The following is a 23,650-nucleotide window of genomic DNA, read 5'->3' as shown; positions in this document are numbered from 1 at the left end:
AACACGCCCCGCTCGGGATAACCCTTCAAGTCGAAAATAGCGGATAATGGCACGCCCCGAGATGCAGCAAATCTGCCGTAGATGTGCCATTTAAGGGCATCAGGGTGCTGGCTTGACTTAACCTGGTCTTTCCGATTGACTGGGGTTGCAAGCCCCCCTTGATTGATATTTTTAACAACAAAGGTGTTGCATCATGTCGGTACCCCCGCGTGCCGTTCAGCTTAACGAAGCGAACGCGTTCCTTAAGGAACATCCTGAGGTTCTCTACGTTGACCTTCTGATTGCAGATATGAATGGTGTGGTGCGCGGCAAGCGCATAGAGCGCACCAGCCTCCACAAGGTTTACGAGAAAGGCATCAACCTGCCGGCCTCCCTCTTCGCCCTGGATATCAACGGTTCGACCGTCGAAAGCACAGGCCTGGGCCTGGACATCGGCGATGCCGACCGTATCTGCTACCCGATCCCCGACACTCTCTGCAACGAGCCTTGGCAGAAGCGCCCGACCGCGCAGCTGCTGATGACCATGCACGAGATCGAAGGCGAGCCGTTCTTCGCCGACCCGCGTGAAGTACTGCGCCAGGTGGTGAGCAAGTTCACCGACCTGGGCCTGACCATCTGCGCCGCGTTCGAGCTGGAGTTCTACCTGATCGACCAGGAGAACGTGAACGGCCGCCCGCAGCCGCCACGCTCGCCGATTTCGGGCAAGCGCCCGCAGTCGACCCAGGTGTACCTGATCGACGACCTCGACGAATACGCCGACTGCCTGCAGGACATCCTCGAAGGCGCGAAGGAGCAAGGCATTCCTGCCGACGCCATCGTCAAGGAAAGCGCCCCGGCGCAGTTCGAAGTCAACCTGCACCACGTCGCCGACCCGCTCAAGGCCTGTGACTATGCGGTGCTGCTCAAGCGCCTGATCAAGAACATCGCCTACGACCATGAAATGGACACCACCTTCATGGCCAAGCCCTACCCGGGCCAGGCAGGCAACGGCCTGCATGTACACATCTCCGTGCTGGACAAGGATGGCAACAACATCTTCACCAGCGAGGATCCCGAGCAGAACGCCGCGCTACGTCACGCTGTCGGCGGTGTGCTCGAGACCCTGCCCGCCTCGATGGCGTTCCTTTGCCCGAACGTCAACTCGTACCGCCGTTTCGGCGCGCAGTTCTATGTGCCGAACGCACCGAGCTGGGGCCTGGACAACCGTACCGTGGCGCTGCGCGTGCCGACCGGCTCGCCGGATGCCGTGCGCATCGAGCACCGCGTGGCCGGCGCCGACGCCAACCCGTACCTGATGATGGCTGCGGTACTGGCCGGCGTGCACCATGGCCTGACCAACAAGGTCGAACCGGGCGAGCCGATCGAAGGCAACTCGTACGAGCAGCTGGAGCAGAGCCTGCCGAACAACCTGCGCGATGCCCTGCGCGAGCTGGACGACAGCGAGATCCTCAACAAGTACATCGATCCGAAGTACATCGACATCTTCGTCGCGTGCAAGGAAAGCGAGTTGGAGGAGTTCGAGCACTCGATCTCCGACCTCGAGTACAACTGGTACCTGCACACCGTGTAAACGAAAACGCCGCCCTCAGGGGCGGCGTTTTTCATTGCCTCGGTGTCAGAGCGGTTTCTCGAAGATCTTCGAATTACGCTGGTAGTTGTACAGCGAAGCCCGCGCCGCCGGCAGCCGTTCCACGCCACTGGGCGCAAACCCGCGCTCACGGAACCAGTGTGCGGTCCGGGTCGTCAGCACGAACAAGGTATTGAGCCCCAGCGTGCGCGCCCGCTCCTCGATGCGCTCGAGCAGTTCGTCACCACGCCCGCCATGCCGGTACTCCGGGTTCACCGCCAGGCACGCCAGCTCCCCCGCCTCGGAATCGGCAATCGGGTAAAGCGCCGCGCAGGCGATGATCATGCCCTCGCGCTCGACCACGCTGAACTGTTCGATCTCCCGCTCCAGCACCTCCCGTGAACGGCGCACCAGGATGCCCTGCTCTTCCAGCGGGCTGATCAGCTCCAGCAGGCCGCCGACATCCTCGATGGTCGCCTCGCGCACCACCTCGAACTGCTCCTGGGACACCAGCGTGCCACCGCCACCACGGGTGAACAGCTCGGTCAGCAGCGCGCCGTCCTCGGCATAACTGACGATATGACTGCGTGCCACACCGCCTTTGCAGGCCTCGGCGGCGGCATCCAGCAGCTCGGCCTGGTAGTCACTGCCCAGCCGCTGCAGGTGCGGCGCGATATGCTGCGGGCGCAGCTCGCGCACCAATTGCCCACGCTCGTCCAGCAGGCCCGGCTCGGCCCCGAACAGCAGCAGCTTGTCGGCACCCAGCTCGATGGCGGCGCGGGTGGCCACATCCTCGCAGGCAAGGTTGAAGATCTCGCCGGTCGGCGAATAGCCCAGCGGCGACAGCAACACGATGGAACGCTCATCGAGCAGGCGATTGATGCCCTTGCGGTCGACCCGGCGCACTTCACCGGTATGGTGATAGTCGACCCCTTCAAGCACCCCGATCGGCCGTGCCGTGACCAGGTTGCCGGAGGCCACCCGCAGGCGCGAGCCCTGCATGGGCGAGGCCGCCATGTCCATCGACAGGCGCGCTTCAATGGCCAGGCGCAGGGCGCCGACGGCGTCGATCACGCAGTCCAGCGTCGCCGCGTCGGTGATGCGCATGCCATGGTGATAGTGCGGGGTCAGGCCACGTGCGGCCAGGCGGCTCTCGATCTGCGGACGTGAACCGTGGACCAGCACCAGGCGCACGCCCAGGCTGTGCAGCAGCACCAGGTCGTGGACGATGTTGCCGAAGTTCGGGTGCTCGACGCCATCACCGGGGAGCATGACCACGAAGGTGCAATCGCGGTGGGCGTTGATGTAGGGAGAAGCATGGCGCAACCAGTTGACGTAATCGGGCATGACAGGGCCTGTGGATAAGTGAACGGAGAACGAAAAGGCGCACAACGTTCGAAAGTCATCGTCGGAACAGGCTTGCGGTCACGCGCGGTCTCCTCTGTTTCAGGAAAGATCAATGGTTCAGGCAATAGTGCCGGATCAGGTCACGCAATAGACGCACGGTAGGCTCGATACGTGACATTTCAAGGTACTCGCCGGGCTGATGGGCACAGGCGATGTCACCGGGCCCCAGCACGATGGTCTGGCAACCGAGCTGCTGAAGATAAGGCGCTTCGGTACCAAAGGCCACTGCTTCGGCGCGATGGCCGGTCAGGCGCTCGGCCAGGCGCACCAGCTCGCTGTCGGCGGCCTGCTCGAACGGCGGCACTTCCGGGAACAGCGGCGCATAGTCGATACGCACGTCATGACGTTCGGCCAGCGGGGTGAGCTTGCCGCGGATCGCTGCGCGCAGTTGCTCCACATCCATGCCCGGCAACGGGCGCAGGTCGAACTCCAGGGCGCACTGGCCACAGATGCGGTTGGGGTTGTCGCCGCCATGGATGCAGCCGAAGTTCAGGGTCGGGGCAGGCACCGTGAACTGGGGGTTGCGGTACTGCTCCTGCCAGCTGCGGCGCAGCGCCATCAGCTCGCCCATCACCGCATGCATGGCCTCCAGGGCGCTGCGGCCCAGGTTCGGATCCGACGAATGGCCACTGCGCCCGAGAATGTCGATGCGGTCCATGAGGATGCCCTTGTGCATGCGGATCGGCTTGAGCCCGGTGGGCTCGCCGATCACCGCCGCCCGCCCGAGGGGCTGGCCGGCCTCGGCCAGGGCCCGGGCCCCGGACATGGAGCTTTCTTCGTCGCAGGTGGCGAGGATCAGCAGCGGCTGCTTGAAATCGTGCTCGAGCAGCGGGATCACCGCCTCGATGACCAGGGCGAAGAAACCCTTCATGTCGCAACTGCCCAGGCCGACCCAACGGCCATCGACCTCGGTGAGCTTGAGCGGGTCGCTGCTCCACAGTTGCGGGTCGAAGGGGACCGTGTCGCTGTGCCCGGCCAGCACCAGGCCGCCCGGGCCGGTGCCGCGGCTGGCCAGCAGGTTGAACTTGCCAGGGCTGACCTGTTGGATCTCGCAGGTGAAACCCAGGTCACCCAACCAGCCGGCCAGCAAGTCGATGACGGCTCGGTTGGACTGGTCCAGCGCAGCCTGTGTGCAACTGACCGAAGGTGCGGCGATCAGGGCGGCAAACTGGTCTTTCAGCGATGGCAAAGGCATGCGCGGATTCCTCGGAGGCGTAAGGGGCATCATAACAATGCAAAAGACCCGCAAGGCAAGCGCGCGCCCACAAGCAAGGATTCAAGCCGCAAGTGCTGTAGACTGCCCAATCACGATGCCCCTCCTTCCGAGCCCGCGATGCACACAGAAACCGAACTCAAACTCCGCGCCAGTCGCGAGACCCTTGCCGCCCTGCGCGAGCACCCGCTGCTGAAAAAGCGCAACAAGTCCGGCTGGCAGACCCGCGAACTGCTCAACCAGTACTTCGACACCCCGGAGCGCGACCTGTCCGCCGCCCGTGTCGCCCTGCGCCTGCGCCGCGACGGAGAGGTCATCATCCAGACCCTCAAATGCCGCGGCCAGAGCGTGGCCGGCCTGTCCGAGCGCAACGAGTTCGAATGGCACCTGGACAAGGTAAAGCTCGACCTGAAGAAACTCGATGGCACCTGCTGGCCCGAGCAACTGGCCGGGCTGGACAAGAAGGCCATCAAGCCGCTGTTCACCACCGATTTCACCCGCGAGTACGCCGAGATCGCCTGGGGCCGCGGCAAGGCCAAGGTAGTGATCGAAGCGGCCATCGACCAGGGCTTCGTAATCGCCGGCAAGCGCAAGGAAGAAATCTGCGAGCTGGAGCTGGAGCTGCGTGAAGGTGCCCCAGAGGCGCTGCTGGAACTGGCCGCCGAGCTGTCCGCCAGCCTCGCCCTGATGCCTTGCGACATCAGCAAGGCCGAGCGCGGCTACCGCCTGCTCGATCCAGACAGCTACGAGCTGGGCCTGCCGGTGACCGAGCTGCACGCCGAGATGCCGATGGACGACGCCTACGCCGCCCTGGCCTGGCAACTGCTGGGCAGCAGCCAGCGCCTGGCCGAGCAGTATCGCCACAATGGCCACTGGCGCCTGCTGCAGGACTGGGTTCGCTGCCTGGCCGAGCTGCGCGCCCTCACCGCCAGCCTCGGCCAGGCGGCACCGCGCCCGACCACCCGCGCCCTGCGCGCCAGCCTCGATGCGTTGCTGGAAGACTGGCGCCCACTGGTATTGGCCGGCAATGACGACGAGGACATCCGTCGCGCCGCCCCCGAGCAGTTCGCCGAAGAGCTGGAAGATCCGCGCTGGGGCCAGTTCTCCCTGGAGACCGCACGCTGGCTGACCGCCCGCGCCTGGACCGTCGAGCGCAAGGGCCGTGGCGAGCGCCAGGGCAAGGCGCAGCTGGCCAGCTGGCTGCAGCACTTGCTGGGCGAGGAAGCCCGCGCCCTGAAACTGCCGCTGTATGTGCAGCGTCCAGAGGACCTGGCCGAGCAGCTGCCGCGCATCGAGACCGTGCAAACCTGGCTGCACCACGCCCGCCAAGTGCTCGACCTGCCACAGCAGGACCGCCTCTACGGCGAGCTGAACAAGCTGCACGAGCTGGCCGAACTGCCGCTGCTGGAGGAAGACAAGGGCGAACTGCTCGAAGCCCGCATCGAGCAGGCTCGCGCCATCGAGCAGAACCGCGCCTGGAAGCACCTGCTCAAGGCCTGAGTCCGCACCGCCTGCTCCTGCACTCGTGGGAGCGGGCTTGCCCGCGATTGGCTCTTCAGGGCCTCAGCGGCAGGCTCGTGGTCGACTTGATCTCCGACAACGCCACGATCGAGTTAACTTCCTGAATACCCGGCACGTTCGACAGCTTTTCGAAGAAGAACCGCTCGTAAGCCTCGATATCCGAGGTGACGATACGCAGCAGGAAGTCCACCGCCCCCATCAGCACATAACATTCCAGCACTTCGGGAAAACCGCGGATCGCCTCGGTGAACTCGGCGAAGTTCGAACGGCCGTGGGCGTTGAGCTTCACTTCGGCGAAGATCTGTGTGTTCAGCCCTACCTTCTTGCGGTCCAGCAGCGTCACCTGGCCACGAATCACCCCCTCCTCTCTCAGGCGCTGAATGCGCCGCCAGCAAGGTGACTGCGACAGGCCCACACGCTCGGCGATCTGCGCGCTGGACAGCGAGGCGTCGTCTTGCAGCAGTTCAAGAATGCGCCGGTCGTAAGCGTCCAATTCGCCAAGCATTAACAATTCTCCAATTTGCATTTTTGCGAATTAAAAAATTCGCAGTGGCGCGATATTGGCGAATCATAGCGAAAAAATGCCCCGTCTGACGTGCAAGAATTTCTCCACTTTCGCGGAGACCCAGCATGAACGCACTCGAACGGCCCCTCACCTTGCCCCGCCTCGACGCCTGGGCCGCCAACACTGTCCACTGCACTGTGCACTACCGCCTGCAGGCCGACGCCGAACCGGACAGCCTGTGCCGCGTGCTCAATCTGTTCGCCCTGCAGTTCCTCACCCCGCACAGCGTCAACGTGAGCCAGTGCGACGATCTGCTGGACGTGGCGATCGGCGTCGGCGGCCTGAGCTGGCATCGGGCCGAGGTGATCGCGCAGAAACTGCGCAACCTGGTCTGCGTCAGCGAAGTGTGCCTGGCGAACCTGCCACAGCTTGCGGAGGTAGCCCGCCGTTGAAACCGGTAGGCAATGTCCGGAAACCCTTTGCACCGACGCCGAGCGCCCTGCACGACTAGCCTTGCCCACGCCTCTGAAGCCCGGCAAGGACGCTTGCATGCTCGCCAACGACCACCTTGATCTTGACCTCAATCGCCTGCTGGACGCTTTGCTGGCGGAGCAGCGGATCGCCCCCGAAGCCGCGCTCGCGGCTCTCGAGCGCGCCAAGGCCCACCCTGGCGAACATCCCCTGGAGCTGATCGCCGCCATCGGCCACCCGCTGGGGCTGGATGCCCTGTGCCGTTGGCTGGCAGACCGGGTTGGCCAGCCATTTCTGGCAATCGACCCCTTGCAGGTCGACCTGGTGCGCGTGGCCGGGCTGATGTCCGCCGCCTTCGCCCAGCGCCATGGCATCCTCGCCGTGGCCGTGGATGAACACAGTGTCACGGTGGCCAGCGCCCAGCCTTATCAACACGAATGGGAGGCAGACCTGAGCCGCAGCCTGGGCAAGGCAGTGCGCCGGGTGCTGGCCAGTCCGCGACAGCTGCGCCAACTGCGCCCGACCTTCCTGGGCCTGGCCCACTCCGTGCGCGGCGCGGGTCTGGTCCAGTTGCCCCGCCTCGGCGAGCTGGAGCAACTGCTCGAACTGGGTGCCAGGCAAACCCAGGCCAGCGCGGACGATGCCCATATCGTGCACATCGTCGACTGGATGCTGCAGTACGCCATTGAGCAGCGCGCCAGCGATATCCACCTGGAACCCCGCCGTGAACAAGGCCATCTGCGCCTGCGCATCGATGGCCTGCTGCACGCGGTGTATGCCTTCCCGGCCAGCGTCACCCTGGCGATGGTCAGCCGGCTGAAGCACCTGGGCCGCATGAACGTCGCCGAGAAACGCCGACCACAGGACGGCCGCCTGAAAACCCGCCTGCCCAGCGGTGCCGAGGTGGAGCTGCGTCTGTCCACCCTGCCCACCCCGTTCGGCGAGAAGCTGGTGCTGCGCCTGTCCGACCCTCAGCAATTGCACGACAGCCTCGAAACTCTCGGCCTGGAGGGCGCGTTGCTGGAACAGTGGCTGGCCTTGCTGCAACAACGCCAGGGCATCCTGCTGGTGACGGGGCCGACCGGCTCGGGCAAGACCAGCACCCTGTACGCCAGCCTCCGGCACCTGGCCAGCCCCCAGGTCAACCTGTGCAGCATCGAGGACCCGATCGAGCGCCTTGAACCGATGATCAACCAGTTGCAGGTCCAACCCAGCCTGGAGCTGGACTTCGCCAGCGGTGCTCGCGCCCTGCTGCGCCAGGATCCGGACATCATCATGATCGGCGAAATCCGCGACCGGGAAACCGCCCAGGTAGCCGTGCAGGCGGCCCTCACCGGGCATCTGGTGCTGTCGACCCTGCATACCCAGGACGCCTGCGGCGCGATCACCCGTCTGCTGGAGCTTGGCGTCGCCGACTACCTGATCAGGGCGACTCTGCTCGGGGTCATGGCCCAGCGCCTGGTGCGCACGCTATGTCGCGCTTGTCTGGGCCTGCGCCCGCAGGATCGCCAGGCCTGCCCGCAATGCAGGGGTACGGGTTTCCATGGGCGTACCGGGCTGTTCGAACTGCTCCAGGTCAGCACCGCATTGCGCGAACGGATCACCCCCGCCAGCGACCTCGCCGCCCTGCGGCAACAGGCTGAGGTAGACGGGCTGCGTGACCTTCGACAGCACGGTGGTGACCGGGTCGCCCAGGGCAGGACCTCTACCGAAGAGGTCCTGCGGGTCTGTGGATAACCAAGAAATCTCCTTTGTGGCCGGGAACTTGGGGCCATGGGCAACGATCAAATCGGCATCTCAACCGCCCTCATACACCAAGGTGATTCATCATGCGTCTCAAAACAGCCATCGCAGCCACCGTCCTGTTCTCGCTGCCCCTTGGCTCCGCCATGGCCGACACGTTCTGGCGCAATATCATCTCCTCCGGCGCGACCACCGCCTCGACCTACCTGACCTTCAAGGACCACAAACTGATCGTCGCCGCCCAGGACGACGCCGGCAGCTTCGTTGCCAGTGATGGCGCCATTCGCGGGCCGTTCCTGGAAGCAGCGATCCGCCAGGTGCGCGCGGACAACCCGGGCGTGCAGGCCAGTGACATGGAACTGGCCAACGCGATCCTGGCCAAGAACGCCGTGGCCGAGTAAGTCCATTCCTGCAGTGGAGGTGGATCGCTAGCTCAGCGATACGCTTCCACCGGCACGCACGCGCAGAACAGATTCCTGTCCCCATACACGTTGTCGACCCGGTTCACTGCCGGCCAGTACTTGTGCTGGCGGGCGTGAGCGCTGGGGGCGATGCCCTGCTCGAGACTGTATGGCCGGCTCCACGGCGCCAGTACATCGGCCAGGGTATGCGGCGCGTGCCTGAGCGGGTTGTCCTCGGCCGGCCAGTTGCCTTCCTCGACTTCGGCAATCTCTGCCCTGATCGCCAGCATCGCTTCGACGAAGCGATCCAGCTCGGCCTTCGACTCGCTCTCGGTGGGCTCGACCATCAACGTGCCCGGTACCGGGAACGACATGGTCGGGGCATGGAAGCCATAGTCCATCAGGCGCTTGGCCACGTCCTCCTCGGTAATGCCGGTCAGCGCCTTGAGCGGGCGCAGATCGAAGATGCATTCATGGGCCACGCGCTGGTTGCGCCCGCGGTACAACACCGGGAAGGCATCGCGCAGCTGGCTGGCCAGGTAGTTGGCGGACAGGATCGCCACCTCGCTGGCATCGGCCAGCTGCGGCCCCATCATGGCGATGTACATCCAGCTGATCGGCAGGATGCTGGCGCTGCCCCACGGCGCCGCGCTCACCGCGCTGTTGTTCGGGTCCAGCCCCGGCACCGGCACCACCGGGTGGCTGGCCACGAACGGCTTGAGATGCGCGCGGATGCCAATGGGCCCCATGCCCGGGCCACCGCCGCCATGGGGGATGCAGAAGGTCTTGTGCAGGTTCATGTGCGAGACATCGGCACCGATGTCCGCCGGTCGCGTCAGCCCCACCTGGGCATTGAGGTTGGCGCCGTCCATGTAGACCTGCCCGCCAAGCTGGTGCACCACCTCGCAGATCTCGCGGATGCCCTCCTCGTACACCCCGTGGGTGGACGGGTAGGTCACCATCAGGCACGACAGCCGCTCGCCGGCCTGGCGCGCCTTGGCCTTGAGATCGTCGAGGTCGACGTTGCCGTCCTCGTCGCACTCGACGATCACCACTTCCATGCCGGCCATCTGCGCCGACGCCGGATTGGTGCCATGGGCCGAGGACGGGATCAGGCAGATCGTGCGCCCGGCCTGGTGACGGCTCTGGTGATAACGAGTGATCGCCATCAGCCCGGCGTACTCGCCCTGGGCGCCCGAGTTGGGCTGCATGCAGATGGCATCGAAGCCGGTAATGGCACACAACCAGGCTTCGAGCTCATCGATCATCGCCTTGTATCCTTGCACCTGCGCGGCCGGGGCGAACGGATGCGGCTGGGCGAATTCAGGCCAGGTGATGGGGATCATCTCGCTGGTGGCATTGAGCTTCATGGTGCACGAGCCCAGCGGGATCATCGACTGGTTGAGTGCCAGGTCCTTGTTCTCCAGCTGTTTGAGGTAGCGCAGCATCTCGGTCTCGCTGTGGTGCAGGTTGAACACCGGGTGCTGCAGGATCGGTGTGCGCCGCACCAGCGCGCCGGGGATGCCTTCGGGCAGGGCCTGCTGGTCGAGGGTGGCAATGTCCAGGCCGTGGTCGACGCCAAGGAAAATATCGAACAGCTTCAGCACCGTGGCTTCGTCGCAGGTCTCGTCCAGGCTCAGCCCCAGGTGCCCGCGACCGAGAATGCGCAGGTTAACGCGGGCGTCCTCGGCGCTTTCGATAATCGCCGCCTGGGTGCCGCCGACGTCCAGCGTCAGGGTGTCGAAGAAATGCTGGTTGAGGCGCTTGATGCCTTTGGCTTCGAGGCCGGCGGCGAGGATGAACGTCAGCCGATGCACGCGCTGGGCGATGCGCTGCAAGCCCTCAGGGCCATGGTAGACGGCGTAGAAGCCGGCGATGTTGGCCAGCAGCACCTGAGCCGTGCAGATGTTGGAGTTGGCCTTCTCGCGACGAATGTGCTGCTCGCGGGTCTGCAGGGCCATGCGCAGCGCGGTGTTGCCACGGGCATCACGTGATACGCCGATAATGCGCCCGGGCATCGCCCGCTTGTAGTCGTCGCGGCAGGCGAAATAGGCCGCGTGCGGCCCGCCATAGCCCATGGGCACGCCAAAGCGCTGGGTCGAGCCGAGCACCACGTCGGCACCCAGTTCGCCGGGCGGCGTCAGCACCACCAGGCTGAGGATGTCGGCTGCGACGCAGGCCAAGGCCTGCTGGCCATGCAACTGGTCGATCAGCGGGCGCAGGTCGCGCACCTCGCCGTGGGTGTCGGGGTACTGCAACAGCGCGCCGAACACTTGGTGCTGGCCCAGGTTATCCACCGAATCGACGATCAGCTCAAAGCCGAACCCCTCGGCGCGGGTCTTGAGTACCGACAGGGTTTGCGGGTGGCAGTGCTCGTCGGCGAAGAAGGCGTTGCTCTTGCTGCGCGCCACGCGCTTGGCCAGGGCCATCGCCTCGGCGGCAGCGGTGGCCTCGTCAAGCAGCGAAGCATTGGCCAGGGGCAGGCCGGCAAGGTCGATGACCATTTGCTGGAAGTTCAGCAGCGCCTCCAGCCGGCCTTGGGCGATTTCTGGTTGGTAAGGCGTGTAGGCGGTGTACCAGCCAGGGTTCTCCAGCACGTTGCGCAGGATGACCGTGGGGGTGATGGTGGCGTGGTAGCCCATGCCGATCAGGCTGGTCCACAGCTGGTTCTGCGCAGCGTAGCCCGCAAGTTTGGCCAGTGCGGCCTGCTCATCGAGGGCCGGAGGCAGGTCGAGTGGGCGATTGAAGCGGATGCCCGGCGGCACCGTCTGCTCGATCAGTTCACTGCGGCTGGCGACGCCGAGGGCGTCGAGCATGGCCTGCTGCTCCTGGGCATCGGGCCCCAGGTGGCGACGCAGGAAAGGGTTGGGCTCTTGCAGTTGGCTCAGCGATGGTGACTGGGACATGGCGACGATCTCTTCCTGGACCAGCTCTCATGGAGACTTACAAGTCTAGGAAGGATTGCCGAATATGCGGGGATTATTGCGTTTGCCGTGCAGCCCTTATCGCGGGACAAGCCCGCTCCCACAAGGAACACACTATGGGAACGGGCATGCCCCGCGATGAGGGCGGCCCTGTTACTCGCCGATCAGCTTTGCATAGCCTGCTGCGTCCAGCAGCTTGTCCAGTTCGGACTTGTCGCTCGGTTTCAGCTTGAAGATCCACGACTCGTAAGGCTCTTCGTTGAGCAGCTCCGGGCTGTCAGCCAGATCTTCGTTGACCGCGATGACTTCACCACCCACCGGCGCATAGATATCCGAGGCGGCCTTGACCGACTCGACCACGCCAGCAGCGTCGCCGGCGGCGAACACCTTGCCGACTTCGGCCAGCTCGACGAACACCACGTCGCCCAGTGCTTGCTGGGCGTGGTCACTGATACCCACGGTCACCGTGCCATCGGCTTCCAGGCGAGCCCACTCGTGGCTTTCGGCAAAACGCAGGTCGGCGGGGATTTGGCTCATTGTCTTGTATTCCTCGTAATGGGTCAGCGGACGGCCCGCCGTTAATGTTCAGATCAGGATCTTGCCATGGCGCACGAAGGTCGGCTTTACCACTCGCACCGGGTACCACTTGCCGCGGATTTCCACCTCGGCCCGGTCACCGGTGGCCATGGGCACGCGGGCCAGGGCAATGGATTTGCTCAGCGTAGGCGAGAAACTACCACTGGTGATCTCCCCTTCGCCAATCCCGGATACACGGACCACCTGATGCGCGCGCAATACGCCACGCTCCTCGAGCACCAGGCCGACCAGTTTTTCCTTCACGCCCTGCTCGATTTCCGCCAGCAGACCCGCACGGCCGATGAACTCGCGGCCCACCGGCTCCCAGGCGACGCTCCAGCCCAGGTTGGAGGTCAACGGGGTATGGGCTTCATCGATATCCTGGCCATACAGGTTCATGCCGGCTTCCAGGCGCAGCGTATCGCGGGCGCCCAGGCCGCTCGGGGCGATACCGGCGCCGACCAGGTCGTTGTAGAACGCCGGGGCCTGTTCGCCCGGAAGAATGATTTCCAGCCCGTCTTCCCCGGTATAGCCGGTGCGGGCGATGAACCAGTCACCGTCGGCGAGGCCTTCGAAGGGGCGCAGCTCGCGGATCAGCGCGGCCCGCGAGGCGCTGAGCAGGGCAGCGACCTTTTCTCGGGCGTGAGGCCCCTGGATGGCGAGAATGGCCAGTTCAGGCCGTGCCTTGAAATTCACCTTGAAGCCTTCGCTGCGGGTCTGCAGCCAGGCCAGCACCTTGTCGCGGGTGGCGGCATTGGCCACCAGGCGATAACCGTCTTCGGTGCGGTAGGCAATGAGATCGTCAATGACCCCGCCCTCGGCATTGAGCAGCGGGCTGTAGAGGGCCTTGCCGGGGCTTTCCAGGCGCGTCACGTCGTTGGCCAGCAGGTGTTGCAGCCAGGGTGTGGCGGCGCAGCCATCGATATCGATGACCGTCATGTGGGAAACATCGAACACCCCGCAGTCACTGCGCACCTGGTGGTGCTCCTCGACTTGCGAGCCGTAGTGCAGGGGCATGTCCCATCCGCCGAAATCGACCGTCTTGGCGCCGAGCGCCAGGTGCAGGTCATACAGAGGCGTACGCTGTCCCATGGGTTTCTCCTTCCGGGCGTGGCGAGGCGGCGGCGGTCGGCGATGTTCAATCATCACCTGTTCTTGTAGGACCCGTCGCTGCGAATGCCGCGCATTGTAGCCGCAAGGGCGCTGCGTGACACCCTCAGCGCGGATGCCCCGGACGATGGGCCGAGCGGCGGATCAGGCCGATCACCGGCAGCAGGCCGACCAGTACCAGGGTCAACGCTGGCAGCGAAGCACGCGCCCATTCGCCCTCGCTGGTCATCTCGAACACGCGCACGGCCAGGGTGTCCCAGCCGAACGGGCGCATCAGCAAAGTCGCCGGCATCTCTTTGAGTACATCGACGAACACCAGCAGGGCGGCACTGAGGGCGCCGGGCACCAGCAACGGCAGATACACCTTGAAAAACAATCCTGGGCCACCGACCCCGAGGCTGCGCGACGCTTCCGGAAGCGATGGGCGGATCCGCTCAAGGCTACTCTCCAGCGGCCCATAGGCTACGGCGATGAACCGCACCAGATAGGCGAGCAACAACGCCGACAAGCTGCCCAGCAACAACGGCTTGCCCGCCCCGCCCAACCACTGGGACAGCGGCACTACCAGCTGGTTGTCCAGGTAGCTGAACGCCAGCATGATCGACACGGCCAGCACCGAGCCGGGTAACGCATAGCCCAGGTTGGCCAGCCCGACCCCGGCACGGATACCGGCAGTCGGGGCCTGCCGCCTGGCGAACGCCAGAAGCATGGCCACGCTGACCGTGATCAGCGCCGCCATGGCCCCCAGGTACAGGGTGTGCATGACCAGGCCGACATAGCGCTCGTCGAGGTCGTGCCGCCCCCGCTGCCAGAACCACGCCAGCAACTGCAGCATCGGGATGACGAAGGCACAAGCGAACACCAGCAGGCACCAGCCACTGGCAGCCAACGCCTTGATACCCCGCAAGTGATAAAGCGCCTGCGCCCTCGGGCGTTCGTTGCCACTGCGGCTGGCGCCTCGGGCCCGGCGCTCGCCATACAGCACCAGCATCACCGCCAGCAGCAGCAGGCTGGCCAGTTGCGCCGCACTGGAGAGGCTGAAGAAGCCGTACCAGGTCTTGTAGATGGCTGTGGTAAAGGTGTCGAAATTGAATACCGCCACCGCGCCGAAATCGGCCAGGGTCTCCATCAGTGCCAGGGCGATGCCGGCGCCGATGGCCGGCCGCGCCATGGGCAAGGCCACCCGCCAGAAGGCCTGCAGCGGTGACAGCCCCAACACCCGCGCCGCCTCCATCAAGCCCTTGCCCTGGGCAAGGAAGGCCGTGCGCGCCAGCAGGTAGACGTAGGGGTAGAACACCAGCACCAATACCGTGATCACGCCACCTGTGGAGCGCACCCTGGGCAGGCGCATGGGCCCGAACACCTCGCGCAGCGCGGTCTGCACGGGGCCTGCAAAATCGAGCAGGCCGACGAAGACGAACGCCAGCACATAGGCCGGGATGGCGAACGGCAGCATCAGCGCCCAATCCAGCCAACGCCGGCCGGGGAATTCGCAGAGGCTGGTGAGCCACGCCAGGCTCACCCCCAGCACGGTCACGCCGATACCAACGCCCAGCACCAGGGTCAGGGTATTGCCCAGCAGGCGACTCATCTGGGTGTCGAGCAGGTGCGACCAGATCTGGGTGTCAACCGACTGCCATGACAACAGCAAGACGCTGAGCGGCAGCAAGACCAGGGCGGCGACCAGAAAGACCGGCAGGTACCAGCGGCGTTGGGGAGAATGGGGCAAATCGAAAATCTCGATGGCTGTGCGATAGCATCGCGGGGCAAGTCGGGCGCCGCATCGCCGCTCCCACGCACATTGTGGGAGCGGCGATGCGGCGACCCGACTTGCCCCGCGATCGGTTCTCAAGGATAAGGGGGTGGACTCAGTTCCAGCCAGCCCGATCCATCAAGCGAATGGCTTCGGCCTGGCGCTTGCCAGCGACTTCCACCGGAATGCTGTCGGCCTTGAAGCTACCCCAGGCCGCCACTTCCGCCGATGGCTTCACCTTCGGGTTGGCCGGGAACTCCTGGTTGATGTCGGCAAACAGCTTCTGCGCCTCTTCGCCGGTCATCCACTCCACCAGTTTCTTTGCCGCTTCCGGATGTGGCGCATGCTTGGTCAGGCCGATACCCGACAGGTTGACGTGCACACCGCGGTCACCCTGGTTGGGCCAGAACAGCTTCACCGGCAGATCGGGCTTTTCCTTGTGCAGGCGCCCGTAGTAATAGGTGTTGACGATGCCCACGTCGCACTGGCCGGCGGCAATGGCCTGAAGCACCGCGGTGTCGTCGGAGAACACGTCGGTCGACAGGTTGTTGACCCAGCCCTTGATCAGTTTCTCGGTCTCGGCCTCGCCGTGGTTCTCGATCAGGGTGGCGGTCAGCGACTGGTTGTAGACCTTCTTCGCCGTGCGCAGGCACAGGCGGCCTTCCCAGTGCTTGTCGGCCAGGGCCTCGTAGGTGGTCAGCTCGGTGGGTTTGACCCGGTCGGTGGAGTAGGCGATGGTCCGTGCGCGCAGGCTCAGGCCAGTCCAGTCGTGGGACGAGGCGCGGTACTGCGGCGGAATGTTCTGGTCGATGGTGGCCGACTTGATCGGTTGCAGGATGCCCATCTGCTCGGCTTGCCAGAGGTTGCCGGCATCGACGGTGAGCAGCAGGTCGGCCACGCCGTTCTCGCCCTCGGCCTTGATGCGCTGCATCAAGGGCGCTTCCTTGTCGGTGATGAACTTGATCTTGACGCCAGTCTTGGCGGTATAGGCGTCGAACACCGGCTTGATCAGCTCGTCGATGCGCGAGGAGTACACCACCACTTCTTCCGCCGCCTGGGCGGTGCCGCCGAACAGAGTGAGGGCCAGGGCGGCCAGTAGGGGCTTGCGGGGCAACATTGGGGGTACTCCTCGCTGGGTTGAGAGGTGCAAATGGTAGTGAATCCCATTTTCCCGCTCATCTGCTTAGCCGTTACCGAATGTTGCAAGGGGCTGCTGCGCAGCCCAATCGCCGGCAAGCCGGCTCCCACAGTGACAACGCAGGCCTTTGTGGGAGCCGGCTTGCCGGCGATTGGGCCGCAAGGCGGCCCCAGCGACCTTCAGGCCTTGGCCAACTCCGGCAGGTCCCCGGACAACCCCAACGCCTGGCGCACGAACAGCGCCTTGGCCTCCGGCATCTGCTCCACCAGCTTCAGCCCACTGTTGCGCAACCAGCGCAGCGGCAACGGGTTGGCCTGGAACAACCGCTCGAAACCCTCCATCGCCGCCATCAGCGCCAGGTTGTGCGGCATGCGCCGCCGTTCGAAGCGGCTCAGCACCTTCACATCGGCCAGGCGCTCGCCGCGCTCGCTGGCACGTACCAGCTCTTCGGCCAGCACGGCGGCATCGAGGAAGCCCAGGTTGACTCCCTGCCCCGCCAGAGGATGGATGGTGTGGGCGGCGTCACCGATCAGCGCCAGCCCTTCATCGACATAACGCTTGGCATGGCGCTGGCGCAGCGGCACGCAGACCCGCGGATCAGCCTCGAGCACGTCACCCAGACGGCCTTCGAAGGCACGCTCAAGCGCCTTGCGGAACGCCACGTCGTCCAGCGCCATGGCCTGCTCGGCCTGCTCCGGCGTGGTCGACCAGACGATCGAGCACCAGTCCTGGCGGCCATCACGCGACAGCGGCAGGAACGCCAGCGGACCTTCATCGGTGAAGCGTTGCCAGGCGGTGGCGCGATGCGCCTCACTGCAACGCACACTGGTGACGATGGCGTGATGCAGGTAATCCCATTCGCGGGTCTGGCAACCGGCCAGGCGACGTACGGCCGAATTGGCGCCGTCAGCGGCGACCACCAGCGGCGCGCGCAGCTTGCGACCATCGGCCAAGGTCACCAACCATTCGTCGCCGGAGCGGCGCAACTGTTCCAGGCGGGCATTGGCCAGCAGCCCGACATCGCTGTCGTGCAGGCGCTCCAGCAGGCCGTCCTGGACCACACGGTTCTCGACGATATGCCCCAGCACCTCGGCATGCACGCTGGCCGCGGAAAAATGAATCTCGCCGGTGCCGCTGCCATCCCAGACGTGCATGTCCGAGTACGGCGAGACACGGCGCCGGGCGATGCCCTCCCAGGCCCCCAGGCGCTCGAGAATGCGCTGGCTGGCCGCCGACAGGGCACTGACCCTTGGTTCGAAAGGCGCCTCGCCGTCAAACGGCTTGACCGACAACGGCCCACCGTCGAGCAGGAGCACCTCCAGGCCACTGTGGCGCAAGGCCAGGGCCAGGGCGCTGCCGACCATGCCGGCACCGACAATCAACAGATCTGCGCGCATTTCCATGCCTTACGCCTGCCTCGCTTGCGGCTTGAGCCGCACGTATAAAGTTTTGTCGACCCGCGCCACCAGCTCGCCGGCGCCATCGCGGATCTCCACCTGCAACCGCGGCAGGTACTTCTTGCCGCTGGCGGTCTGCTGGCGGATCTCGTCCAGCAGCGCGTCGTCGACGTGGAATTCGGCATACACCGGGCCCTTGCCCGGCGAGATGAAATCGATGGAGGCGGCCTTGTCCCAGACGATGTACTCGCGCCCCAACTGCTCGATCAGCAGCAGCATGTAGAACGGGTCGACCATCGCGTACAGGCTGCCACCGAACTGGGTGCCGACGTAGTTGCGATTCCACCGCGTCAGCTTCATGCGCACCTTGACGCTGCGCATGTCCGGGCTGATTTCCTGGATGTGGATGCCGGCGCCCAGGTAGGGCGGGTAGAGGTTCAGCAACCAGCGCAGCATCCGCGCTCGCCGTGCGAGCCGGCGCGCAGCGCTCATGGGCGGCCCCGCGGGTCGGGGCGAGTGCCGAGGCCCATGGCCTGGCGGGCGAACCAGCTTTTCGCCGGCGGCAGCAGGTCCAGCCCGAGCAGGCCGATGTTGCGCCCGGCCGCCAGCAGCGGCTGGCTGCTGCCGAACACACGGGTGACCTGGTCGGAGAAGCCGATGGTCAAGGCCTGGTCGAGGCGCTGGCGCTGGTGATAGCCCTGTAGCGTGGGCAGATCGCCCGGCAGCGCCGGGCCGGCCAGCAAGGCGTCCGCCAGCGACTGCACATCGCGCAGCGACAGGTTGAAGCCTTGGCCTGCGATCGGGTGCAGGCTGTGGGCGGCATTGCCCAGCACCACCAGGTGCGGGCGCACCTGCTCCTCGGCCTCCACCAGCGACAGCGGATAGAGATGACGGGCACCGACCTGGCGCAGGGCGCCGAGGCGGTAGCCGAAGGCCTCCTGCAGTTCGCGCAGGAAGCTGCGCTCGTCGAGTTCGGCCAGGCGTTTGGCATCCATGCCCTGGCGGGTCCAGACCAGCGCGCAGCGGTTGTCCGCCAGCGGCAGCAGGGCCATCGGCCCTTGCTCGGTGAAGCGCTCGAACGCCTGCCCGGCATGGGCCTCGCCTGGGGTGATGTTGGCGATCAGCGCGCTCTGGTCATACGGTGTGTGGCGCACATGGATGCCCAACTGCTCGCGCAGGCCCGAACGGCCACCATCGGCCAGCACCGCCAGGTCGCACTCCAACACGGTGTCGTCGTCCAGCTGCAACCGATAGCCACCGGCGATGGCCTGCATCGCCTGCACTTGCGCCGGGCAGCGCCAGCTGACCACCTCGTTGTCGATGGCCTGCCACAGGCACTGGCCGAGCCAGGCGTTCTCCACCACATAGCCGAGTGCCGGCACGCCTTCCTCCAGGGCATCCAGGCGCGTGGCGCCGAAGCGGCCACGGTCGGACACCTGGATCTGCCGGATCGGCTCGGCGCGGCGGCTGATGGCCTGCCACAGCCCCAGTCGCTCGTAGATCTGCCGGGTGCCGTAGGACAGCGCCGAAGAACGCGCGTCGTAGCTGGGCTGGAAGCTGTCGCCCGGGGCGAACGGCTCGATCAGCAGGATCGTCCAGCCACGCGCCTTGGCTGCGGCCTGCAGCGTCAGGGCCAGGCTAGCGCCCACCAGGCCGCCACCGATGATCGCCAGGTTGACCCGGTTCATGCGGCGTCCTTGCGGGCTTCGTGCATCAGCGCCTCGATCTCGGCGACCGTGCGCGGCACGCCTGAAGTGAGGATTTCACAGCCTTGTCTGGTTACCACCACGTCGTCCTCGATCCTTACGCCGATGCCGCGCCATTTCTTCGCCACGGCCTGGTTGTCGGCCGCGATATAGATGCCCGGTTCGACGGTCAACGCCATGCCCGGCTCGAGCACGCGCCACTGGCCACCGACCTTGTATTCGCCCACGTCGTGCACGTCCATGCCCAGCCAGTGCCCGGCGCGGTGCATGTAGAAGGCACGGTAGGCCTCGCTGTCGATCAGCGCCTGCACCTCGCCCTTGAGCAGGCCCAGCGCCACCAGCCCTTCGGTGATCACCCGCACGGTCGCCTCGTGGGCATGGTTCCAGTGCTTGCCCGGGGCGATCTCGGCGAACGCCGCGGCCTGGGCTGCGAGCACCAGCTCGTAGATGGCCTTCTGCTCGGGCGAGAAGCGCCCGCTGACCGGGAAGGTGCGGGTGATGTCGCTGGCGTAGCAGTCGATCTCGCAACCGGCATCGATCAAAACCAGGTCACCGTCCTTGAGCGGCGCGTCGTTCTGCTGATAGTGCAGGATGCAGCCATTGCGCCCGGCGGCGACGATCGAGCCGTAGGCCGGCATCTTCGCCCCGCCCTTGCGGAACTCGTAGTCCAGCTCGGCTTCCAGGCTGTACTCGTGCAGCCCGGCGCGACAGGCCTGCATGGCGCGCACATGGGCACGGGCGGAGATCGCCGCGGCCTCGCGCATGACCTTCACTTCCGCCGCCGATTTATACAGGCGCATGTCGTGCAGCAGATGATCCAGGGCAACGAACTCGTTCGGCGGCTGGGCGCCCAGGCGGGCCTTGGAGCGGATCACATTGATCCACTCCATCAGCCGGCGGTCGAATTCGGGGTTGCCGCCCATGTTGCTGTAGACCCGCTCGCGGCCCTCGATCAGGCCCGGCAGGATCTCGTCGATATCGCTGATGGGGAAGGCATCGTCGGCGCCGAAATCACTCACCGCGCCTTCCTGGCCGGCCCGCAGGCCATCCCACTGCTCGCGCTCGGGATTGCGCTCGCGGCAGAACAGCACGTACTCGCCATGCTCGCGGCCCGGGATCAGCGCGATCACCGCCTCGGGCTCGGGGAAGCCGCTCAGGTACTGGAAATCGCTGTCCTGACGATAGACATGCTCGACGTCGCGGTTGCGGATGGCAACTGCGGCGGCGGGCAGGATGGCGATGCTGTTGGGGACCATCTGCGCCATCAGCGCCTTGCGCCGACGGGCGTACTCCGCCTTGGGTATGTGGCTCATGGGCAAACGACCCCGATCAGATCAGTGCAGCGATGGCTTTGGCGCGGGCGCTTCGGGCTTGGCCAGCTCGGTGTACAGCAGCAGCGGGGCGACGCGCAGGTACTCCATGACTTCCATGTAGTCGCTTTCGCCGTCCTCGGATTCTTCCAGCGCTTCCTGGACCTGCGAGATGGCCACCAGGTCCTGGAGCACTTCCTTGGCATCGGTGGACAAGTCCTTGCCACCGGCGTTCAGGCCGAAACCGGTGATGAAGCCCTGGCACCACTGGCCCAGCGCGGTGGCGCGGTCGCTGAGTGCGGCATCATCGGAAGGCAGCAGCAGGACGATGGCGACGTCGTCGCCGGTCAGCTCGGCCTTGACCATCTCTTGCAGGCCGACCAGGGCGTTGCGGACAGTGTCACCGGGCTCGGTCTCGAGCAGTTGGGCGGCGTCGGCCAGCCAGGCATCGGCATCGAAGCCGGCGCCGGCGCAGCTGCGGCCGATCAGCAGGCCGTGCAGCTCGGCGGGGGTGACTGGGTGGCCATTGCTCGAAAGCAACATGGCGAAGGCGATGTAGGGCGATTGGGTATTGGGCATGGGCAGCTAGGCGCCAGACGGCGCAATGACTAGAATGGAGACCTTGTATCCTAGCACCGGCAGGCGCGCCAAGACCATCGGCACTGGCCGTCGCGCCCTTGGGGCAGGCATGATCGCCAGGCGAGTCAAGGAATCGAGTGCAATCCATGCAAGAGAACGACCTGCAAGCGCTGATGAGCCGGTTCGAGTTGCTGATCGAACGGGTCGAGCAACTAAAGCGGCAAAACGCACTCTTAGTAGCTCAGGAACGATCCTGGCGCGAGGAGCGCGCCCACCTGATCGAAAAGAACGAGATCGCCAAACGCAAGATCGAATCGATGATCCTGCGCCTCAAGGCCCTGGAGCAAGACTCATGAGTTCAAGCAATAGCGTCACCGTCCAGATCCTCGACAAGGAATACTCGATCATCTGCCCGCCCGAGGAGCGCAACAACCTGGTCGGCGCCGCCCGCTACCTGGATGGCAAGATGCGCGAGATCCGCAGCAGCGGCAAGGTGATCGGAGCCGATCGTATCGCCGTGATGGCCGCGCTGAACATCACCCACGAGCTGCTGCACCGCCAGGAGCGCCCCGAAGTGGCCAGCGGCGGCACCACCCGCGAACAGGTGCGTGACCTGCTGGAACGGGTCGACCAGGCCCTCTCCGACGATCCGGTTAGCAAAAACGACTGAGATTGGTATACTGGCGCCACTCCCTGGGGGATGCGCCAGTCGGTTATGTCCCTGAGCCGATACGCACAACCACGGGGGTTGCACGCTGGGGCAGGTGTGCATGTCCGCCCGACGGAAAGCCTTAACGCCCCCTGCAATCTCCACCTTGAACTTTCGGGTTCAAGGGCTACACCGATAGCGGTCTTGTCGGGGAGCCTGCTTTCAGAACTGCCCGCCTTCCACGGCGGGCTTTTCGTTTCTTCAGGGATCGCCCGTGCCATGACCGACACCGCGCCGCTTACCCGCCCCCAGCTTCGCCGCCTCCTGCGCAATGCCCGCCGCGCCCTCACACCCGCCCAGCAACGCCAGGCCGCCGAAGGCCTCTATCGCCAGCTGGCGCAGCATCCACTGTTCCGCCGCGCCCGGCATATCGCCCTGTACCTGCCCAATGATGGCGAGATCGACCCGCGCCTGCTGCTGCGCGAGGCGCACAGGCGCGGCAAGCACGTCTACCTGCCCGTGTTGCACGCCTGGCCCGCCACACGCATGGTGTTCCAGCGTTTCGAGCCAGGTGAAAGGCTGCGGCCCAACCGCTTCGGCATCGCCGAACCTGTAGTCGAGCGCAAACGCCAAAGGCCGATCTGGGCGCTGGACCTGATCCTGCTGCCGCTGGTCGGTTTCGATGAGATGGGGGGTCGCCTGGGCATGGGCGGGGGCTTCTATGACCGCAGCCTGGCCTATCAGGGCCGGCGCAAGGCCTGGAAAAAACCATTGCTGCTGGGGCTGGCGCATGAATGCCAGAAGGTGGAGCGGCTCAACCAGGCAAGCTGGGATGTACCGTTGCAAGGCACGGTGTCAGACCGTGGTAAGTACCTGGCGGCGAAATGAACCCGCGATCAGCGGTGCTGTTGCTGCGCCGGATCGACGGGCGCCTGCTGATAGGCGGCATCGAGCTTGCGCTCCCACAAACCTTGCGCGTAACCGGTGGTGACCACGCCCAGGCCGAAGATGAAGGCCAGGATCCAGAGCAGGTCCGGTTTACGTTGTTTCATTGATTGCCCCCCAAGAACAACTGTCCAGGCTCGGCGGCTTTCTTGATGGCTGCCGGAGCGTATAGCTTAAAATCGGCGCATTTTCCGACAACATGAGTCGCTAGGCAAACGTTGACGCCAACCGACTGTCGGTTTCATGCAACGAGTTATTTCAAACTCTTTCAGGAGCAGCATCCATGGCCTACTGGCTGATGAAATCCGAGCCCGACGAGCTCTCCATCGAAGCCTTGGCACGCCTGGGCAGTGCCCGTTGGGACGGGGTACGCAACTACCAGGCGCGCAATTTCCTGCGGGCCATGAGCGTAGGCGACGAGTTCTTCTTCTACCACTCCAGCTGCCCGCAACCAGGGATCGCCGGCATTGCCCGGATCAGCGCCGCGGCCTACCCGGACCCGACCGCCCTCGACCCGCAAAGCCACTACCACGATGCCAAGGCCAGCGCCGAGAAGAACCCGTGGAGCGCGGTGGATGTCGAGCATGTGCGGACCTTCCGCCAGGTACTCGGCCTGGGCCTGCTCAAGCAGCAGGCGGCACTGGAGGAACTGCCACTGGTGCAAAAGGGCAGCCGCCTGTCGGTGATGCCGGTGACCGCAGAACAATGGACGGCGATCCTCGCACTGAGCTGATT

23 protein-coding genes and 1 other RNA gene are annotated in these 23,650 nt (G+C 65.3%); 10 read left to right on the top strand and 14 right to left on the bottom strand.

Features of this window, described 5'->3' with window-relative positions:
- Positions 1–193 precede the first annotated feature (193 nt).
- The gene (locus tag AAHK21_RS14765) at positions 194–1,570 is read left to right on the top strand and encodes a glutamine synthetase family protein (protein ID WP_038707015.1); all 1,377 of its coding nucleotides are present in this window, start codon (positions 194–196) and stop codon (positions 1,568–1,570) included.
- Between the two features lie 45 nt (positions 1,571–1,615).
- Here AAHK21_RS14765 and argA read toward each other — a convergent pair whose 3' ends face one another.
- Positions 1,616–2,914 (bottom strand): amino-acid N-acetyltransferase, encoded by a 1,299-nt coding sequence (gene argA, locus AAHK21_RS14760; RefSeq protein WP_367857624.1) that lies wholly within the window; start codon positions 2,912–2,914, stop codon positions 1,616–1,618.
- Positions 2,915–3,023: 109 nt separating this feature from the next.
- Complete coding sequence (argE, locus tag AAHK21_RS14755; protein ID WP_367857623.1) at positions 3,024–4,169, bottom strand: acetylornithine deacetylase; 1,146 nt, start codon at positions 4,167–4,169, stop codon at positions 3,024–3,026.
- Between the two features lie 138 nt (positions 4,170–4,307).
- Here argE and AAHK21_RS14750 point away from each other — a divergent pair, with 138 nt between their 5' ends.
- A complete protein-coding gene (locus AAHK21_RS14750; RefSeq protein ID WP_038707017.1) occupies positions 4,308–5,687 on the top strand; it encodes an inorganic triphosphatase in 1,380 nt (459 codons plus the stop codon).
- Positions 5,688–5,742: 55 nt separating this feature from the next.
- On the opposite strand, the gene AAHK21_RS14745 is transcribed toward AAHK21_RS14750, so the two are convergent.
- Positions 5,743–6,213, bottom strand: a complete 471-nt coding sequence (locus AAHK21_RS14745) for an Lrp/AsnC family transcriptional regulator (protein ID WP_023631494.1) — start codon at positions 6,211–6,213, stop codon at positions 5,743–5,745.
- A 125-nt stretch (positions 6,214–6,338) separates the two neighbouring features.
- Here AAHK21_RS14745 and AAHK21_RS14740 point away from each other — a divergent pair, with 125 nt between their 5' ends.
- From AAHK21_RS14740 to AAHK21_RS14730, 3 genes are all read left to right on the top strand, one after another.
- Entirely contained in the window at positions 6,339–6,665 is a 327-nt protein-coding gene (locus AAHK21_RS14740; RefSeq protein WP_046853736.1) for a hypothetical protein, read from the top strand.
- 97 nt (positions 6,666–6,762) lie between these two features.
- A complete protein-coding gene (locus AAHK21_RS14735) occupies positions 6,763–8,421 on the top strand; it encodes a GspE/PulE family protein (RefSeq protein ID WP_367857622.1) in 1,659 nt (552 codons plus the stop codon).
- Positions 8,422–8,513: 92 nt separating this feature from the next.
- Positions 8,514–8,828: a DUF2388 domain-containing protein gene (locus tag AAHK21_RS14730; protein WP_046853734.1), complete on the top strand. Its 315-nt coding sequence runs from the start codon at positions 8,514–8,516 to the stop codon at positions 8,826–8,828.
- Between the two features lie 32 nt (positions 8,829–8,860).
- Here AAHK21_RS14730 and gcvP read toward each other — a convergent pair whose 3' ends face one another.
- The 10 genes from gcvP to AAHK21_RS14680 form a co-directional block, all read right to left on the bottom strand.
- Positions 8,861–11,734, bottom strand: coding sequence for an aminomethyl-transferring glycine dehydrogenase (gene gcvP / locus AAHK21_RS14725; protein WP_367857621.1), 2,874 nt, complete (start codon positions 11,732–11,734; stop codon positions 8,861–8,863).
- Positions 11,735–11,905: 171 nt separating this feature from the next.
- On the bottom strand, positions 11,906–12,289 hold the full coding sequence (gcvH, locus tag AAHK21_RS14720) for a glycine cleavage system protein GcvH (protein ID WP_367857620.1): 384 nt from the start codon (positions 12,287–12,289) through the stop codon (positions 11,906–11,908).
- 48 nt (positions 12,290–12,337) lie between these two features.
- Positions 12,338–13,420, bottom strand: coding sequence for a glycine cleavage system aminomethyltransferase GcvT (gene gcvT / locus AAHK21_RS14715; protein WP_046853731.1), 1,083 nt, complete (start codon positions 13,418–13,420; stop codon positions 12,338–12,340).
- A 124-nt stretch (positions 13,421–13,544) separates the two neighbouring features.
- Positions 13,545–15,167, bottom strand: coding sequence for an ABC transporter permease (locus tag AAHK21_RS14710; RefSeq protein WP_367857619.1), 1,623 nt, complete (start codon positions 15,165–15,167; stop codon positions 13,545–13,547).
- 139 nt (positions 15,168–15,306) lie between these two features.
- The gene (locus AAHK21_RS14705; RefSeq protein ID WP_110697168.1) at positions 15,307–16,308 is read right to left on the bottom strand and encodes an extracellular solute-binding protein; all 1,002 of its coding nucleotides are present in this window, start codon (positions 16,306–16,308) and stop codon (positions 15,307–15,309) included.
- Positions 16,309–16,508: 200 nt separating this feature from the next.
- Positions 16,509–17,726 carry a 2-octaprenyl-3-methyl-6-methoxy-1,4-benzoquinol hydroxylase gene (locus AAHK21_RS14700; RefSeq protein ID WP_277505517.1) on the bottom strand — a complete coding sequence of 406 codons (1,218 nt, stop codon included), beginning with the start codon at positions 17,724–17,726 and terminating at the stop codon, positions 16,509–16,511.
- A gap of 9 nt (positions 17,727–17,735) precedes the next feature.
- Entirely contained in the window at positions 17,736–18,218 is a 483-nt protein-coding gene (locus AAHK21_RS14695) for a DUF4442 domain-containing protein (RefSeq protein ID WP_367857618.1), read from the bottom strand.
- Complete coding sequence (ubiH, locus tag AAHK21_RS14690) at positions 18,215–19,414, bottom strand: 2-octaprenyl-6-methoxyphenyl hydroxylase (RefSeq protein ID WP_038707023.1); 1,200 nt, start codon at positions 19,412–19,414, stop codon at positions 18,215–18,217. The genes AAHK21_RS14695 and ubiH overlap by 4 nt, the downstream gene beginning before the upstream one ends.
- Positions 19,411–20,745 carry a Xaa-Pro aminopeptidase gene (pepP, locus tag AAHK21_RS14685; protein WP_102685065.1) on the bottom strand — a complete coding sequence of 445 codons (1,335 nt, stop codon included), beginning with the start codon at positions 20,743–20,745 and terminating at the stop codon, positions 19,411–19,413. Before pepP ends, ubiH begins: the two co-directional genes overlap by 4 nt.
- A 21-nt stretch (positions 20,746–20,766) precedes the next feature.
- Entirely contained in the window at positions 20,767–21,321 is a 555-nt protein-coding gene (locus tag AAHK21_RS14680; protein WP_038707024.1) for a YecA family protein, read from the bottom strand.
- A 146-nt stretch (positions 21,322–21,467) separates the two neighbouring features.
- Here AAHK21_RS14680 and AAHK21_RS14675 point away from each other — a divergent pair, with 146 nt between their 5' ends.
- From AAHK21_RS14675 to AAHK21_RS14660, 4 genes are all read left to right on the top strand, one after another.
- Positions 21,468–21,677, top strand: coding sequence for a TIGR02449 family protein (locus tag AAHK21_RS14675; protein ID WP_023631616.1), 210 nt, complete (start codon positions 21,468–21,470; stop codon positions 21,675–21,677).
- Entirely contained in the window at positions 21,674–21,991 is a 318-nt protein-coding gene (locus AAHK21_RS14670; RefSeq protein WP_046853724.1) for a cell division protein ZapA, read from the top strand. Before AAHK21_RS14675 ends, AAHK21_RS14670 begins: the two co-directional genes overlap by 4 nt.
- A gap of 17 nt (positions 21,992–22,008) precedes the next feature.
- A non-coding RNA gene (ssrS, locus tag AAHK21_RS14665) (6S RNA) lies at positions 22,009–22,188 on the top strand.
- Between the two features lie 61 nt (positions 22,189–22,249).
- Complete coding sequence (locus AAHK21_RS14660; protein ID WP_367857617.1) at positions 22,250–22,858, top strand: 5-formyltetrahydrofolate cyclo-ligase; 609 nt, start codon at positions 22,250–22,252, stop codon at positions 22,856–22,858.
- A gap of 8 nt (positions 22,859–22,866) precedes the next feature.
- Here the strand turns inward: AAHK21_RS14660 and AAHK21_RS14655 are convergent, their stop codons facing one another.
- Positions 22,867–23,022, bottom strand: coding sequence for a hypothetical protein (locus AAHK21_RS14655; protein WP_011536298.1), 156 nt, complete (start codon positions 23,020–23,022; stop codon positions 22,867–22,869).
- Positions 23,023–23,198: 176 nt separating this feature from the next.
- Between AAHK21_RS14655 and AAHK21_RS14650 the strand changes: the two genes are divergently transcribed.
- Positions 23,199–23,648 carry an EVE domain-containing protein gene (locus AAHK21_RS14650; protein WP_367857616.1) on the top strand — a complete coding sequence of 150 codons (450 nt, stop codon included), beginning with the start codon at positions 23,199–23,201 and terminating at the stop codon, positions 23,646–23,648.
- Positions 23,649–23,650 lie beyond the last annotated feature (2 nt).

It is taken from the genome of Pseudomonas sp. TE50-2 (assembly GCF_040813665.1).
In the GTDB taxonomy this organism is placed as follows: Bacteria; Pseudomonadota; Gammaproteobacteria; order Pseudomonadales; family Pseudomonadaceae; genus Aquipseudomonas; species Aquipseudomonas soli.
This window is presented reverse-complemented; position numbering and strand designations above follow the sequence as displayed.

Bases quoted from the DNA above. Each gene is read 5' to 3' on its own strand.
- AAHK21_RS14765 (WP_038707015.1), top strand. From the start codon at position 194: ATGTCGGTACCCCCGCGTGCCGTTCAGCTTAACGAAGCGAACGCGTTC.
- argA (WP_367857624.1), bottom strand. From the start codon at position 2,914: ATGCCCGATTACGTCAACTGGTTGCGCCATGCTTCTCCCTACATCAAC.
- argE (WP_367857623.1), bottom strand. From the start codon at position 4,169: ATGCCTTTGCCATCGCTGAAAGACCAGTTTGCCGCCCTGATCGCCGCA.
- AAHK21_RS14750 (WP_038707017.1), top strand. From the start codon at position 4,308: ATGCACACAGAAACCGAACTCAAACTCCGCGCCAGTCGCGAGACCCTT.
- AAHK21_RS14745 (WP_023631494.1), bottom strand. From the start codon at position 6,213: ATGCTTGGCGAATTGGACGCTTACGACCGGCGCATTCTTGAACTGCTG.
- AAHK21_RS14740 (WP_046853736.1), top strand. From the start codon at position 6,339: ATGAACGCACTCGAACGGCCCCTCACCTTGCCCCGCCTCGACGCCTGG.
- AAHK21_RS14735 (WP_367857622.1), top strand. From the start codon at position 6,763: ATGCTCGCCAACGACCACCTTGATCTTGACCTCAATCGCCTGCTGGAC.
- AAHK21_RS14730 (WP_046853734.1), top strand. From the start codon at position 8,514: ATGCGTCTCAAAACAGCCATCGCAGCCACCGTCCTGTTCTCGCTGCCC.
- gcvP (WP_367857621.1), bottom strand. From the start codon at position 11,734: ATGTCCCAGTCACCATCGCTGAGCCAACTGCAAGAGCCCAACCCTTTC.
- gcvH (WP_367857620.1), bottom strand. From the start codon at position 12,289: ATGAGCCAAATCCCCGCCGACCTGCGTTTTGCCGAAAGCCACGAGTGG.
- gcvT (WP_046853731.1), bottom strand. From the start codon at position 13,420: ATGGGACAGCGTACGCCTCTGTATGACCTGCACCTGGCGCTCGGCGCC.
- AAHK21_RS14705 (WP_110697168.1), bottom strand. From the start codon at position 16,308: ATGTTGCCCCGCAAGCCCCTACTGGCCGCCCTGGCCCTCACTCTGTTC.
- AAHK21_RS14700 (WP_277505517.1), bottom strand. From the start codon at position 17,726: ATGCGCGCAGATCTGTTGATTGTCGGTGCCGGCATGGTCGGCAGCGCC.
- AAHK21_RS14695 (WP_367857618.1), bottom strand. From the start codon at position 18,218: ATGAGCGCTGCGCGCCGGCTCGCACGGCGAGCGCGGATGCTGCGCTGG.
- ubiH (WP_038707023.1), bottom strand. From the start codon at position 19,414: ATGAACCGGGTCAACCTGGCGATCATCGGTGGCGGCCTGGTGGGCGCT.
- pepP (WP_102685065.1), bottom strand. From the start codon at position 20,745: ATGAGCCACATACCCAAGGCGGAGTACGCCCGTCGGCGCAAGGCGCTG.
- AAHK21_RS14680 (WP_038707024.1), bottom strand. From the start codon at position 21,321: ATGCCCAATACCCAATCGCCCTACATCGCCTTCGCCATGTTGCTTTCG.
- AAHK21_RS14675 (WP_023631616.1), top strand. From the start codon at position 21,468: ATGCAAGAGAACGACCTGCAAGCGCTGATGAGCCGGTTCGAGTTGCTG.
- AAHK21_RS14670 (WP_046853724.1), top strand. From the start codon at position 21,674: ATGAGTTCAAGCAATAGCGTCACCGTCCAGATCCTCGACAAGGAATAC.
- AAHK21_RS14660 (WP_367857617.1), top strand. From the start codon at position 22,250: ATGACCGACACCGCGCCGCTTACCCGCCCCCAGCTTCGCCGCCTCCTG.
- AAHK21_RS14655 (WP_011536298.1), bottom strand. From the start codon at position 23,022: ATGAAACAACGTAAACCGGACCTGCTCTGGATCCTGGCCTTCATCTTC.
- AAHK21_RS14650 (WP_367857616.1), top strand. From the start codon at position 23,199: ATGGCCTACTGGCTGATGAAATCCGAGCCCGACGAGCTCTCCATCGAA.